Below are 14,537 nucleotides of genomic sequence, written 5' to 3'. Positions count from 1 at the left end.
CAGGTCACCTGCCCGCAGGGCAATGTCAGCCGCCGCTGGTCGACACCGCCCTCCCTCGCCCCCTACATCAACGCCGAGTTCGCCATGGACGACTGCCGCCAGTGCCCGGTGAAGTCCGCCTGCACCCGCACCGACGCCCGCAAGGTCACCTTCCTGCCCCGCGAGCTCTACGACATCCAGTCCGAGTCACGCACCGAGCAGCAGACCCAGGAATGGCTCTCGCACTACGCGCTTCGGGCCGCCATCGAGGGCACGATCAGCGAGTTCGTCAACGGCCACGGCATGCGCCAGTGCCGCTATCGCAGCGAAGACAGGACCCACGTCCAGCACGTTCTGACCGCCATCGCAGTCAACCTCGAACGCATCGACGTCTACCTGCCACCCACGCCGGCCCGGAAGCCTAGGAACCCGACAGCCCTTCAGGGCTTCCTCGGCTGGCAGCACATCCCCCGGCCCCGGTCCTGGCGCGCTGCCACCCACCCCGCAGGATGAACTGACCATTCAGAAGTGCTGACCAGCACCTTCATCTGGAGTCAGGAACTCAGGGGTCGGGGATGTCATGCGGGTCCTCGTAGATCCCGTTCGCGTAGCGCTTCAGGGCGTCGCGGAGCCGCTCGGGGTTGACCGTGCGCGGACTGGTGGCGTCATCCCGATAGACCCAGACACCGCCGCCTTCCCGCATTTCGGCGCCGTGCTTGCTGCGCCAGGCTTTGGAGGGCTTGTCGGCCGACCGGAACCACACAGCGATGGCAGGGGGATCCGACTTGTTCGGGTGCTCTACGGCGATGCGCTCCAGCACGTCCCACCGCAGGGTGAAGGTCTTCGGCCCGGGTGGTTCGAGGGTGCCGTCCTCTGCCACGCGGCGCTCCTGGTTGCCTCGCCAGGTGCTGACGGTGAGACCGTGCGCGTCGAGGGTGATCACGTCGGACTTGGCGCGAGCCCCGGCTATCCAGCCCATCAACCAGAAGACGGCATAGAGGACACCGCCGACCACCGCAGCTCCCACTGCGGCGTTCCCCCAGCGGTTGTCAACGCCGATCTGCAGCGATCCCAGGCTCACGACCGGGTCTGAGGCGTTGACGGCGCCCATGAGAGCGCCGATCCCGTAGCCCGTGTACCCGCCGATCTTTGCCGCGGCCTGTGAGTAGCCTTCTGTGATCTCGCGCCGTTTGCTGGTGATCGTTATGGACTCCTGGGGCGGGATTTCCTCCAAGGTCCGGTGTTTCTGGGGCAGCATGTTTCGCGCCGCGTCCGCGGTGGGGCGCCGGGCCGGGTCTTTCTCCAGCAGGGCAAGGATCAGGGGGGCCAGCCCTCCCGCCCGTTCCATCGGCCGTGGGTCCTGCGTCAGGATGGCAACGGGGTTTTCCGGAGGGAAAGGAAGGACTCCTTCCAGCGCCTCGTACAGGGTCACGCTGAGCGAGAAGAGGTCGGAGCGGCCATCGCCGTCGGCTTTCTGCCAGCGTTCGGGTGCCATGTAAGCGGGCGACCCGATGACAACGGAAGCGCGGGTGAGCCGGGGGTCGCTCTGCGCGACGGCGATGCCGAAGTCGGCGAGCAGGACCGATCCGTTCGCGGCGAGCAGCACGTTGGCCGGCTTGACGTCGCGGTGTACGACGCCTTCGCGGTGTGCGGCCTCCAGCGCGCCGAGCAGTGCCTCGGCGACCCGAACCGCCAGCCCCAGGCTCAGCGGGCCGTCGCGCTTCAACTCCTCGGCGAGGGAGCGCCCGTCAACCCACTGCATGACGATCCAGGGGACGCGCCACATGCCTTCGTCGACCTCGACGACGTCGTACACGGTGACGATGTGCGGCTCATCGCGCAGCCGAGCGGCGTTCCGGGCCTCGCTGGCAGCGCGGGCCATCAGCTCCGCGCGCGCCTTGTCGGGCAACGCCCGGTCGAGACGCACTTGTTTGACCGCGACGTCCACCCCGAGTACCCGATCGTGCGCCTGCCAGACCTGGCCGAAGCCGCCGGCGCCGAGCAGGCGGGTCAAGGTGTAGCGTCCGCCGATCATCGTGCCCGGCTGAGCCTCCTCTGCCATCGCTTCCCCCACTCCGATCCCACCGTGGATCACCATGGTGCGGCGGAGAAATCATAGGGACACCCTCCATGCCGAGGGCGGCTTTCACAGGATCGCTACGCGGCATCGTCACACGCGGGAGAAGACGACCCGCCGGTGGGCGTGCTTGCCATGATCAACAACCACGAATGCCAAGATTCCCGACAGCGTCAGGCACTGATGACCGCCACCGACCCGGCCCCCACCAACGAGCGCGCGGAAGAGGAAGACGACCCCGGCTTCCGCAATGTCGGTGTGGAGATCATCTGCACGCCGGACGTCGCCGACGCCATCGCGCAGCAGCTCCGGGACGCCGTCGAAGAGATCCTGGACGGCTACACCGACGATGACATCATCGACTGACAGCCCCGGCGGGCCGGCCGACCACGGCCGTACGACAGCGCCCCTTCCCGGCATTCGAGCTGCCGGGAAGGGGCGTCGCTCATCGTAGGCGGTCCACGACGGTCTGAAGGCGGCGGAGCGGGCGGAGTTCACCCGGCCGGTGCCGAAGGGCGCGGCCGTGCAGTTCCGGTTCCTCCTGACCCTGGGCGAAGGGCTCCACGGCGGCTGTGGCGGCCGGTTTGGGCACGTCCCGCCGCACGGTGCAGCGCTACGCCGCAGGCAAGCTCAAGCGGCCCCAGAAGGCGCTGCGGGCCGCGTTGGAGGAGGAGACCGCGCGGGACTGGCAGCCGGGCGTGCGTGCCCGGGTCCGCGAGCAGGCGGCCAGCAGCGGCGGCCTGCTGATCGAGGCCCGGGCCCGGTTCGGGTTCCGGGCCGCGCTCGGCTCCACCGACGACCCGCGAATCCGGCTCGTCACCCAGACCGTCTCACCGGACCACGCGGGCCGCATCCGCGCCGCCCGCGAGCGGGGCGCGACCGAAGCTGAGTTGCATGGGCTTGTTGCCGAAGCTCTGGGATATGCCTACTTCCAGAAATTCGGAGAGCGTGCGCAGGGTCCGGAGGTGGTTTTCAGCAACGTGGAATACATAGATTTCCGGTTCTGAGCGGGCCGCCCGACGGAGACCGAATTACCGGCCGCCGGAGCCGAAGCGCGACAGCTGTCACCGAGGCGGGCATGTTGTCAGCGGGTTTTGTTCCGGCGGCAGCAGGCTCGCCTCGCGTACAGAACCCGAGTGCAAGCGAAAGGCGCGCACCTGGCGGACCGTGATCCGTCAGATGCGCGCCCACGTGGCGCCCTGTCAATTCGGCGTCAGCTTCTCAGTACTGTGGCCGCGGGCGCCGGGACAATGCAACTCAGTTGCCGGTGAAGACGATCGAGCTCAGATTCGCCCCGTAAGTGGGCGTGCACGCGCCCCGGTAGAAGTTCCAATCGTGTCCCGAGGTGTCATGCACGTATCCCGTGTAGCTGTTCGAGCACACCTGGGTGGAATGCACGATGTTCATCCAGCCTGTGTTGGCGCTCCCACCGTCCCAGACGTAGCAGTAGTGGCCGCCCGAGCCGTAAGAGACGTTGACGACGGACGACAGGTTGCACGTGGAGTTCACGACCGTGGCGCTGGCCGGGGTCGCAGCGAGGGCGCCGGCGGTGGTGAGGCCGGCCACGATGGCTCCGGTTGCCAGCTTTCGGGCGAGATTCATGTGGTTCCCCCTGAGGATGTGTGCTTGGCGGGTTGTCTCCCATGCGAGCAGTGCCGCCGAGAGGCGGTGACGCGCTTTCGTGCATGACGGCTCGTTACGGGGACGTAGTGCGAGGTCGAGGCTAAGAGCTGCTGTCCTAGATCCGTCCTAGGTCCGTCCTTGCGCACTCCGTACACATGAGCGCATGTGACAAGTCGAATGCCTTGTTGGTGACAGCCAGACTGCTTCGACCGGTCCGAATCGCCGGCTCATCCCTCTCCGCTGGTGACAACTACGGTGCTTCGGCTCACCGCCCCACATCCGGGAGCGAACGTGACAGCGTTACACCCGTGTGAGGTGGCGCCCTGGTAGCAGCGGTTGGGTGTCAGCCGTGTTCGCTTGCTGATTGCCTGGTCATGCGGGGTGGGCGCAGGTTGGTCTGCTGTCGCGGGGTGACCAAGCGGCTGCCGTTTAGCGGCGAGGCCGGGGTGGGTCGGCTGTCGTGGGGGTGGCTGCCGCACTCCTGTCCCGTGGGTGAACGACCCCGTCTCCCTGAACAGCAGGATACCGAACGATGCAGATCGCAGCGAAGCCTCCACACCGCGCCGGTGGCGCGCCTTGGCCTCGCGTTCGGTTTGTGTGGGTGTCAGCTGCCGCAAGAAGAGGTCAAATCCCTGGGTCACCGTCAGTGCCATCGTTCTGCTCTCTACCGTGCGCCAGACTGGGCGTCAGGTTCGTCGACGGCGTAGGTCTGCCCGCCGCCTTCCACGTTCGCTTTTCCCCGCTGGTATGCGCGCCGGCTAGGAGGCTCGGCCGTCTTGTTCTGCTCGCCACGACGTGCAGTGAGTTCGGCAAGCGCAGCCCGGGCTTCGTCTATTGACCAGGAAGACAGATCGATCTCACGGGCCTGACGGGCGGCAGTTTGGATCTCCAGGTAGGCGTTGGCTGCAGCCGCGGCCTGGTTCATGCGGTGCGAGGCGTTGATGGTAGTCAAGATGGCCCCTAGGCCGGCTGCAACGAGGGCAACGCACCCGGCGGCCACACGCCCAGCGGCTGTCACCAGGGCGGTAGCACCAGCGACAGCAGCCAGGCCACTGGCTGGGACACCTAGCCAGAGATTGATCACGCGCCAGCGCTTGGCCTGTTCGAACTGTGACTGTGCGCTGTATTTTCGCACTCTCCTCCAGCCGCTCCAACTCAACTGATATGGACTGGCGGCGTTCGACGTCGGCTGGCTGTGTAGTCTCCGGCATGGAGCCACGCTAGCGGTGAGCACCGACAACGTGGAGCACCATACTGTTCGACCCACGAGGGTCACGGACGGCCCCTACAACAGCGACGCCGCGGCGTGGGCCTTCAGGCAGGCCTCCAGCCTGGGCTGACCGAGATCCCAATGGCGGATTGGGCCAGGGAGTTCTGCGCCATGGCGCTATCCGAATCCAAGCGGCGGGACGAATCGGTACGGCTCCCAGCAGTTCAGGCGCCATTGGCCGGGCAGAAGCGACGAGACCGGCTCCCCATCGTCGTCCTCGTACAGCCATCGAATCGCCGTCCGCAGAGGTTCGTCCTCGGGCTTGCCAGCCAGGCGCAGTTCGATCTCGACCAGGCAGGAGGCCGGCGCGACGTGATCGACGGCCAGGACGGCGAAGTCCGTCAGCACATGGTCGGCGTACTGCATCCGCACCTCGCGGGGCATAGCAGCACCGTGCGTGCCCTGGAGGGGCTGCGAGATCCACTGCGCCATACGCCCGTAGTTGCGCTGCGTCCAGGCGGTCAGGAACTGCCCGGTCGCCGAGGCGGGGGCCTCCTGGGCGAAGCCTGCGTCGTCCTTGCTGACGCGACGCGGATTCCACGCGTCGTTGGCCTGCTGGTGCCTGCTCAATTCGGACAGCGATCGCCACAGCTGTTTCCAGGTCGGTCGCGGCGGTGGCGGGGTCTTCTCCTTGATCGTTGCGTTGGCCCAGTCGACGACTGCGAACAGTCGGTTCCAGGCCTTGGTGGCCACCACGACGTTGTCGTAATTGAGCAGGCTGCCGTGGACGATGCCATTGCGGTAGAGCTCGTAGACGGGCTCCTCGTTGGTGGCGCTCTTTCCCTTGGTGAACGTCTTGTGCGCGTTGGCCAGACCCATGTGGTGCCCGACGACGCTGTCCCAAGCGTGGAGATCCTCGGCCTGCCGGGCATGCAGGCCCCGGCGTACGGTCTCGAACTCGTTGACGAAGCCGTCCATGACGCTCAACAGCAGGTGGATGCAGCTGTAGTAGCGCCCAGCAGCGTAGTCCTCATGGGCCTTGAGGATCAGGTACCGACGCTTGCGCAGGGCTGGCAATTTGTTGATCACGTGGAGGCGAAGAGCGAGCGCGTCGTAGTCGGTGTACAGGGCGATGAACGCCTCCTCGGCGGCCTCTGGCCCATCACCGGATGCAAGGAGCTCCTCGACGTCATCGACGGGGAGATTCTCGTGGAAGATCCAGTTCTTGGGCCCCAGGACCCGGTAGAAGTCGTCCACCGTGTCGCACAGCCGTTGCAGTTGGCGCTCGATGGCCGCAAGGTTCGGGCGCTGGTCACGGGGGAGCAGGAACCGAAGCACCCGCGCCTGACCCAGTTGCTGACGCAACTGGCGAACCGATGGCAGATCCTGGGCCGACGCGTAGCCTGCGGGACCACCCGAACTGGCCGTATCTGTCCTCTCACTCTCCATTGCGTTAAGTTAGGCACCCCTACGGCGAAGCGCGACCGGTTTGCCGCCTGCGCCGAGCCCTTGTACGTGAGCCTGTAGCTCAGTGCACGTCCTGTCGTAGACTCATTCTGAGGCGATCTGAGTGCGCCCGACGCCGCTCAGAATATCTGCCGCGTAGTGCAGCCACAGGTCACTGGTGATACGACCGCGTACTCCCAACGGATGCTCGTTCTGTGTTGCCCACGCCTTAACGGGTGTCTCGTGCAGGAGGCCGTCTGAGCCCAGGTGCTCTTGGTAGCCTGCGCGAGCCATACGGAACGAGGCCACAAGCCTGCCGGGCGTGCGGCCGGTTCTACCGATCGCGATCCCCTGCTCTTTGGCCCAGGTCCGCACCTCTTGAGTTTCCGCGGGGGTGATCACAAGACGAGGGTTACGCCTGGCCTCGGCAGCGCGGCAACCGCAACTGGTGGTGGTGCCGTAGGAGACCTGGCTTTGGACTGCGGTGCAAGAGTTGCCGCACCGGCATTGGTAGTCGCGGACGATCTCGCTCGGCTTGTCTGGGTTGCGGTAGGGCTCTCCGTTCGGTGTGAGCCAGCTGTCCGCGCTGGGGACGCTCGCGGTTAGTGCACGAGGACTTCGTTCCTTCTTCGGCCGTGGTCGACGCGGGGGGCGTATTTCGCCCCATACAGCGACGATGTACGCCTCGGCCTGGTGCTGCCCGGTTGGCACTCCGCCGCTGCGATAGTCCTTAAGGCCGGGGCAGGAGCCGGGAAAGCGTTCCTGTAGCAGTGCAGCAACAGCGCAAGCCTGCTCGTGCGGACTGCTTCCCTCGGCCAAAGCCACCGTCAGGGCGTGTTCGCCCTCTACGGGCTTAAGATCGCCGATGCGGACGTGGACCAGCGCATTCGTCAGTCCTGCGGCGGCCAGAACCGCGCTCTTCTCGCCTTCTTCGCGGCGGTTGTGTCTCGAGCGCAGCTGACTGCTGTGGTGGTAGGCGCCGTCGTACTCGACGCCGATGATGCCGCCGGCCTCGGGCAGGCGCAGCAGTATGTCCACCTCGACGTCCCGGTAGCGCCAGTGGACAGGCTTGTGGGCCTCGGGTATCGATAGGCGGTGCGAGGCGAAGTCCGTGACAGCTGCGTCCAATCGGGGATCTCGCGGTGTGGGTTGCACGAGGTCGAAGAGTCCGGCGAGTTCAGCGGCCAGTCTCACCTGCTGCTTGGAGACTCCCGATGTTGAGCAATCTCGGCAGTCGGAGCCCTGGACCCGGTTCAGGACTGTCGCTTCCCACTTGTGGTCGTGACGACAACGCCAGGGCACGGTCGCATACGTGGGCCTCTCACCGTGGCGGGCTCCGCGTGCGTTGTGCTGGGAAGTCGACATCCGTCTCGCGTCCAGGCAAGGGTCATCGAGTTCGTCCGCGAGTTCGGGGAACCACGTCCAGAGGCTGTTCGTGTCGTCGATGCAGTAGCCGGCGCAGACCAGGCAGCTGTCTTGCTGCAGTGCTCGGCTCTTGATCACCGCTTTGAAGTGATGCTCAACCTTGTGCCACTGCCCTGTCTCCGGGTCCACCGCCCACGTTCGGCACTGCCACGGAACGCTCACCTGTGAGCCGTAGGCCAGATCCTCGGCTGAGGATGGTCCCTGATACTGGGCAGCTAGCGTGGGTAGGTCGCTGAGCCGCGTTAGTTTCCGACACGCTGGGCAGCCCGAACCTGACGGGACGCGGTCCTTGGGCCAGGCTGCCCAGGGTGTGTGCTCGTCGGGGAACAGAGGGCACTGCCACCGGTAGGGACTCAGCACCCCTTTGGTCTGGGCGGTGGCAAGGACCTCCCTGGGACTGTGAGGGTTACTTGGATCCCACTGGCCAGCAATCTCGGGCACGTCGGCAACCGTGGTTCTGCCTCTACCGCCAGCGCGATTGTGCCATCGTGCCTTCACAGCAGCCTTGTGCGCGTTCCAGTAGGCGTTCGCCTCTGTCTGGCGCTCCCGAGCGTGCTTCAGCTCCAGCATGACGCGGCTGCTGCGCTCGGCGTTGACCTGTTTCCAGTACTCGCGCATCTGCTGCAGCATCCGCCGTCGGTCTTGGCGGCTGCCACTTCCTGGCGTCAGCGCCGGTGGCTCTTCCGGCCATGACGCCGATTGCGACGTGTCTGAGGTGAAGCCGAGATGCGCGTGAGCGCTGATTGCTGTGGGCACGGCGGCAATGTATGGCGAGCTACTGACAACCAGGCCCGGGCCGGGGCCGGCGGGCAGCCTTCGTGACAGCACGCACAACCCGCCCTCAAGATGAGAAGACGCCTCGAACGCGAGATCGCGAAGGCGGGGGGCGGGGCGTGCGGGGCAGCGCGTTGGTGCCGGATCGTCCTGTCGGCCATCCAGGGGCAGTCTCCGATCTTGGAGGCCGCCCTGTGAGGCGGTTGATCTTCCCCGCATGGGTATTGACCAGGCAACTTGCCGAGGTGGGGAGGGCCCGGTAGCTTGCTGAGATTAACACTTGACACAAGCAAGGTTTGAAGGGAGGGTGGGGTGGGGTGACATCTCGGATGGATGTGCTCCTGGCAGCGCTGGACCGGCAGGGATTCAAGAGTCGGCAGAGTCTGCAGGGGTCCTGGTTCTTTACTCGGAACGGTGACACCACTGTGGTCCGCGAGCCGCAGACACCACGAGAGTGGATCGATCTGCTGTACGTGCTTCGGAGCGCAGGGTTGATCTACCCGGAAGAGGACTAGTCGGGTGTGGGTGGGGGCCAGAAGGCCGGGCCCCCTCCCGCCGTCCATCCGTTGGCATTGCTCGATACGCCAGATTGAGCAGGAGAGGAGAAGGACATGACAAAGGAGTGGCGGGCGTCGGTGACCGCAGTGGATATCGATGCTCTCCTGGACGAACAGTTCGAGGTGTTGCTGCAGTCTTTGCGCGCTGTCATCAGGCATGAAGCCGAGCGTCAGCAGCTTCATATGGTGTGGCGCTTGCAGGCCCCTTGCCTGGCTGAGGCTACAGAGACCGCCTTGAGCACGGTCACCGAGAGTCTCCGAACTGCACTGGGGAGCTATCCGCAACTGATTGACTTGCGCGTGGTCGAGTCTGAACAGGCGGATGCCGAGCGAGACCACCCCAAAGAAATGGAACTCATGGGATACACGGAAGCCGCTGCAGAGCTAGGCGTCAGCCGACAGAGGGTAGCTCAGTTGGACGGTAGCAACCCAGACTTCCCCCGCCCGATTGGGCGCATGGGGGCAGGTCCGGTCTTCACCGCCGACTCCATTCGATCCTTTGCTCAGCGGTGGGACCGCAGCCCAGGCAGGCGAAAGGCGGCCTAGGCAGCGTTTCGAGTGCGCAGGACCTCGCTGGCTCCTGGCCTTCATCAGCCAGCGAGGTCCTGCCCCTCGGGCGCTTCTAAAACGGAGGAGGCGACTGAGTGCTACTCCCCGTAGTGATCCAAGTGGTCGTTGAGCTCGACAGCTGATCGATCGGGTACCCCTTGCGGGCGTCATAATCGAGCGACGGGTAGCCGATGCGCACATAAGCCGGGGTCTACACCAGCGGCCCCGGGAGGTACTTAGCGAGCGTTTGGCCTATGCGGCATTGCCTACATCCTCCCGCCTTCGGCGTGCAGGAAGTCGCGGAGGGCGCGTCGCAGGGTTGGTAGGGGGGCGGTGGCGCCGGCGCGGTTCAGGAAGTCGGTGACGGTCCAGGTGATGAGGTGTCCTAGGCGGGAGAGGTACAGCCCGACCTGGCCGATTCTGTATTGGTTGTCGTAGTCGAGTAGGAGGTAGCCGGCGGCGCGCAGCCTCGTTGGCGATTGATTTGTTGAACGCCACGTTCAGGCCGCGCTTCTTCGTGGACTGGCCCATCAGCGCCAGCACGGTGGTCTTGCCGGTTCCGGCGCCGGCCGTCAAGGCCAGTTCACGGTCGGACGCGAACGTCTCGCGGGCATTGTGCTGCTCATCCGTGGGCATCAAAGCGGAACATCCCCATCCTGAAAATGACTGTGCTGCCGCGCCGGACAGACGTGGTGGCAACCAGGACTGCGGTGCACGCGGGCGCGCGGCGTGTCAGGGTCTTGAAAGCGGAGAGCGCCGTCAGTGGCGATGCAGCGCGATGGGTGACGCCGGACGTATTCGAACGTGCTGTCGTGAGTTCCTGGGAATCCGGTCGTGCGTGATGTCTAGCGCCGTGAGCTGGCTGGTGAAGCAGGGCACAGTGGCACCGTAGGACACAGCACTGACAGTCCAGTTCCCGAGCGGTCGCTAACGACGAGCCAGGCAGGGGCAGTTGGGACGAACCAGGCTGGTCTCGCCCGGTGAAGCACGGGGTGCCCCCCTGATCGAGCGGCGTATGCCAGGCAGGCACTCCTCCCGGAGGAGGGGGTAACGGCTCTCGGCTCATGCGCGGCCGTCCACGGTCCAGCCTCCCAGAGCCGGCTGGAGTTCGTTGGTGAGCAGTTCGCCGAGCTGCCACTTCAGGCAGGAGCGTTTACCCAATGGGGCATGGAGAACGTGAGTCCCGTCTGCCACCGGCAGACGCCGGAAACGACCGCGTGCCGGCCGCTCCACCGGCAGCGGTGTATTTTGCCGCCGCGGTGTCAGCGGTGGGTGGCGATCAGCCCATCGTTCCACCGGGTCCAGCCCAGGTTCGTCCGGGATGCCCCAACGGTCCATGAGAGATGCGACTCTGGCTAGCCATCGGTGGTGATCATTGAGCGTGAGGGTGCCCCGTAGCCGCCGCCGCTCACGGGTGGCGAGCGCCTGGGCGAGGCTGACGGCCTCGGGGTAGAACACCAGCGGCGCCACCCGCAATCCGTCGCGGCCGGCCCGCCCCAGTACGAGCTGACGCTCCCGCCACACGGGCGCATTCAGTGCGCGGATGTTCCACCAGAGCGAGACGATCGCGTAGGCATCGGCGAACAGCGCGCGACCACCGGCACCCAGCCGCCGCTCGAACAGCAGCCGCTGCTGGTGGGCGTAGACGACCTCGGGCAGTCTGCGAAGTGGGATGGCAGCTGTCCCGGGTTCGCGGCGATTGTCGAGCCAGCGTTGGTGCACCGCGCAGACCTGCCAGGGCGCGTCGCTGGCCAGGTAGGCCAGCAAACCGGTGCCCTTTACGTGGGCGCACATCTCACACATCCGCACCAGGAAGCAATCGCGGTCGTCCCAGGGCCAGTCCCACACCGGGCCGCTCTCATCGGGCAGCAGGCGGTGCGGGCGCAGGTTCGGCAGGGCGAACTGCAACTCGGTGACCTGCCGGCCGGACATGACAGCCAGGCGCTCCAACGCCTCGGCATTCACGTACCCGTCGCCGTAGCGGGGGTCGCTCGGGCAGCCGTCTTTGCGGACCGACGTCCCGAACATGGCCCAGAACTCCTCGTCAGGGATGCCGTTGGCGTTCGCCAACCGCCGGGTGTAGGAGCCGGTCGATTCCCCGCCGATGAACCGCACCGACAGCGCCAGCTGTCGCGCCGGCCGCCAGACCTTGGCCCGGCGCGACGGGGCCGAACGGGTTCTGCCGGAGCGCGCAGCCGCCACCATCTACCAACTCCTCTCACCACACTCGGTCCGGGCTGCAGGCCCCACCGCGGTAGGGCTCGCGTGACCAACGGCTCCCATCTATCTACGGCCTCACGGCTCCGAACGCGCAGGGTTCCCCTCCTCGTCACTGACAGAAATGGATCTTTGGCTGAAAGTGATCGACGGGCTCATTGAGACACGTGATCTGCCAGGTACAGTCCCGCGCGCGATCCGACAAAAGGGTCACCGGGAGGGGAAATGGAGTTACGTGCGCACCAGATCGCCGCGATTGCCGCTATCGAAGTGGCTGCGGCGGCCGGCGAGCGGCGCATGACGGTGGTGTGCGCATGCGGCACGGGCAAGACCTTGATAGCCATCAAAGCAGCGCAGTCCCTCGCGGAAGAGGGCTCGGTCCTTGTGCTCATGCCGACGATAGACCTGGTTACGCAAACCATCCGACGCTGGCGTGAGGCCGGCCGTGCGGGGCGTGCGCTGGGCGTGTGCTCCCTTAAGCAGGCCGACACGGGGTTGTCCACCGAGCAAGTGGTGATGACCCGCAACCCGCGCAAGATCGCGCGCTCTGCCAGAGCAGATGGCCCGTTCACCGTTTTTGCCACCTACGCCTCGCTCGACCGTATCCGAGATGCCCACGAGTCGTTTGGCCTGCCGCCCTGGGACCTGGTCGTCGTTGACGAAGCCCACCGCACATGCTCTGCGTTCGGCGACGGCTGGGGCACCATCCACGACGACGGGACGATCCCGGCGAAGATCCGTCTGTACATGACCGCTACGCCCAGGATTTGGGGGAGCCCGGCTGTTCAGGACCCGTCGCTGCCGTTCATGGAGCGGATCCCACTGGCCACCATGGACCGCCGCGAAATATTCGGGCCGACGGTGTACGAACTGGGCATGGCCGAAGCCATCGAGATCGGCATCCTGGCCGACTACCAGGTCGTGCTGCCCATCGTCGACGACAGTGACCTGCACAGCATCCTGGCAGCCCGCGCCCCCGGCGTCACCGCCCACCTAAATGGACTACGCAACGCCGCCATCCAGGTTGCTGTCCTGCGTGCGATCAGCGAACACCGCCTGCGCCGCGTCCTCGTGTTCCACAACCGCATCGACGTTGCCGAAAGATTCGCCGCGACCCTCCGGCAGACCGCCGAAGAAGTCGGCACCCCCCTGCGCCGCGAGAAGTTGTGGTCACGAGCCATCCACAGCAAACAATCGAGCGAGAAGCGGCGTGACCTGCTGGAAGACTTCGCCAACCCCCACCGGTCCTGCGCCGTCCTATCCAACGTCCGGGTCCTCAACGAGGGCGTCGACATCCCCGACGTCGATGCCGTGGTCTTCAGCGATCCCCGCTACAGCCTCATCGATGCGATCCAAGCCATCGGCCGCGGACTGCGCCAGCCCCCCGGCGCACGCAAGAAGACCACATTGGTCATCCCTGTCTACCTCCACCGCGGTGCCGAGGCCACCGACCTGCTCAAGAACACGTCGTTCGCGACGCTACTCACCTTGCTGCAGGCGATGCGCGCCCACGACGAGTCGTTCATGGACCGCATCGCCCTACCCAGCCTCACGCGCGGCAGCAGCGTCCTGTCACACCACATGCTCTACGCCCAGCCCGAGCGGGCTGCCCAACTCGCCAGGGCACTCGGTCTGGAGATCACCGTCCCCGCGATCGGCACGTGGGAGGAGGCCCTGGCCGCCGCCACCGCCTACAGCACCCGGTTCGGACACCTAAACGTTCCTCCCGACTACATCGACGACGAGTCCTTCTCCCTGGGTCTCTGCCTGAGCAATCTTCGTCTGCGCTACCTGCTGGGTCGCCTGGCCGACGAGCAGCAACAGGCGCTGAACGCGCTCGGCATGCGGTGGACCGCCGACCCAGGACTGTTCGAGACCATGCTCGAACAAGCCCGAGCCTGGGCCACGGAGCACGGCCACCTTCTCATTCCTGAAACGGAGGAGGTCGGCGGCCACAAACTGGGTAGGTGGATGGCCTTGCAACGCAGAAAGGCTGAGGACGGCCGGCTACCCGCAGCACTTCAGCAGACGCTGGAGGCCCTCGACCCGTACTGGAACCCGCCCTGGCCCCGGATATGGCAGCGCAAATACCTGCGTGCCAAGGCCATGTCACCGGGCCCGGAAGCCTGGCGGCCCGAAGCGGGCCGCGCCCCGTACATCCGCGGCGACGGCATGATCGGGGAGTGGGTCTACCGCCAGGAGAGCGACTTCTTCCGGCTGCCCCACCAAGAGCAGCGCGACCTGCTGCGCGCCATCGGGATCGGCCCGCGGCCCGACGGCCAGGAATACGGGGGTACCAAATACGCCCCCGCGCGGCGCCCCTCCGCCGTTCAGACCAGCGAGCTCGAGAGCCCACAGAATAAGCACGCCGAGACAAAAACACCCATCGACCATGCCCTTGAAGATGCCGCGGCGTTCCTGAAGCGTGAAGGGCATCTCGACGTCCCACCCCGCCACATCGAGCAGCGCCAGTCGGCCGCCCACCGGCCCTCGCGGATCCCCCTGGCCTGGTGGATCCAGCGCTTCCGTACCGAGCCGCACACGCTCAACGCAGAGCAGCGTCGCGCCTGGGAGACGATCCTGAAAAAGGCGAAGCGTAGCGAACCTCCTGAACCGCCACCTGCCGCGTAGTGGCACCACCCCACCAGGGGCCATACACGGGTGAGCGGGCGAACTTCCG

Annotated in this window: 10 protein-coding genes and 1 pseudogene; 5 read left to right on the top strand and 6 right to left on the bottom strand. The window is 66.1% G+C overall.

Annotated features, from left to right (window positions below; translation table 11 throughout):
• Positions 1-18: 18 nt before the first annotated feature.
• Positions 19-492, top strand: a pseudogene (locus ABZX65_RS23815) (transposase); the annotation flags it as partial.
• Between the two features lie 49 nt (positions 493-541).
• Here ABZX65_RS23815 and ABZX65_RS23810 read toward each other — a convergent pair.
• The gene (locus tag ABZX65_RS23810) at positions 542-2,077 is read right to left on the bottom strand and encodes a serine/threonine-protein kinase (protein WP_355343403.1); all 1,536 of its coding nucleotides are present in this window, start codon (positions 2,075-2,077) and stop codon (positions 542-544) included.
• A gap of 162 nt (positions 2,078-2,239) precedes the next feature.
• Here ABZX65_RS23810 and ABZX65_RS23805 point away from each other — a divergent pair, with 162 nt between their 5' ends.
• Both ABZX65_RS23805 and ABZX65_RS23800 read left to right on the top strand, forming a co-directional pair.
• A complete protein-coding gene (locus ABZX65_RS23805) occupies positions 2,240-2,422 on the top strand; it encodes a hypothetical protein (RefSeq protein WP_355343400.1) in 183 nt (60 codons plus the stop codon).
• A gap of 239 nt (positions 2,423-2,661) precedes the next feature.
• Complete coding sequence (locus tag ABZX65_RS23800) at positions 2,662-3,063, top strand: XRE family transcriptional regulator (RefSeq protein WP_355343397.1); 402 nt, start codon at positions 2,662-2,664, stop codon at positions 3,061-3,063.
• A gap of 250 nt (positions 3,064-3,313) precedes the next feature.
• On the opposite strand, the gene ABZX65_RS23795 is transcribed toward ABZX65_RS23800, so the two are convergent.
• The 4 genes from ABZX65_RS23795 to ABZX65_RS23780 all read right to left on the bottom strand — a co-directional run bounded on the left by ABZX65_RS23795 (position 3,314) and on the right by ABZX65_RS23780 (position 8,516).
• The gene (locus ABZX65_RS23795) at positions 3,314-3,658 is read right to left on the bottom strand and encodes a hypothetical protein (RefSeq protein WP_355343394.1); all 345 of its coding nucleotides are present in this window, start codon (positions 3,656-3,658) and stop codon (positions 3,314-3,316) included.
• A gap of 685 nt (positions 3,659-4,343) precedes the next feature.
• A complete protein-coding gene (locus ABZX65_RS23790; RefSeq protein ID WP_355343681.1) occupies positions 4,344-4,763 on the bottom strand; it encodes an SLATT domain-containing protein in 420 nt (139 codons plus the stop codon).
• Between the two features lie 303 nt (positions 4,764-5,066).
• Positions 5,067-6,338, bottom strand: coding sequence for a hypothetical protein (locus ABZX65_RS23785; RefSeq protein ID WP_355343391.1), 1,272 nt, complete (start codon positions 6,336-6,338; stop codon positions 5,067-5,069).
• Positions 6,339-6,440: 102 nt separating this feature from the next.
• Positions 6,441-8,516 carry a hypothetical protein gene (locus ABZX65_RS23780; protein WP_355343388.1) on the bottom strand — a complete coding sequence of 692 codons (2,076 nt, stop codon included), beginning with the start codon at positions 8,514-8,516 and terminating at the stop codon, positions 6,441-6,443.
• 629 nt (positions 8,517-9,145) lie between these two features.
• Between ABZX65_RS23780 and ABZX65_RS23775 the strand changes: the two genes are divergently transcribed.
• On the top strand, positions 9,146-9,637 hold the full coding sequence (locus ABZX65_RS23775) for a hypothetical protein (RefSeq protein WP_355343385.1): 492 nt from the start codon (positions 9,146-9,148) through the stop codon (positions 9,635-9,637).
• 1,065 nt (positions 9,638-10,702) lie between these two features.
• On the opposite strand, the gene ABZX65_RS23770 is transcribed toward ABZX65_RS23775, so the two are convergent.
• The gene (locus tag ABZX65_RS23770; protein ID WP_355343382.1) at positions 10,703-11,845 is read right to left on the bottom strand and encodes a hypothetical protein; all 1,143 of its coding nucleotides are present in this window, start codon (positions 11,843-11,845) and stop codon (positions 10,703-10,705) included.
• Positions 11,846-12,082: 237 nt separating this feature from the next.
• Between ABZX65_RS23770 and ABZX65_RS23765 the strand changes: the two genes are divergently transcribed.
• Positions 12,083-14,488, top strand: coding sequence for a Helicase associated domain protein (locus ABZX65_RS23765; protein WP_355343379.1), 2,406 nt, complete (start codon positions 12,083-12,085; stop codon positions 14,486-14,488).
• Positions 14,489-14,537: the final 49 nt, after the last annotated feature.

This window comes from Streptomyces sp. NPDC003300 (genome assembly GCF_040610915.1).
GTDB lineage: Bacteria > Actinomycetota > Actinomycetes > Streptomycetales > Streptomycetaceae > Actinacidiphila.
This window is presented reverse-complemented; position numbering and strand designations above follow the sequence as displayed.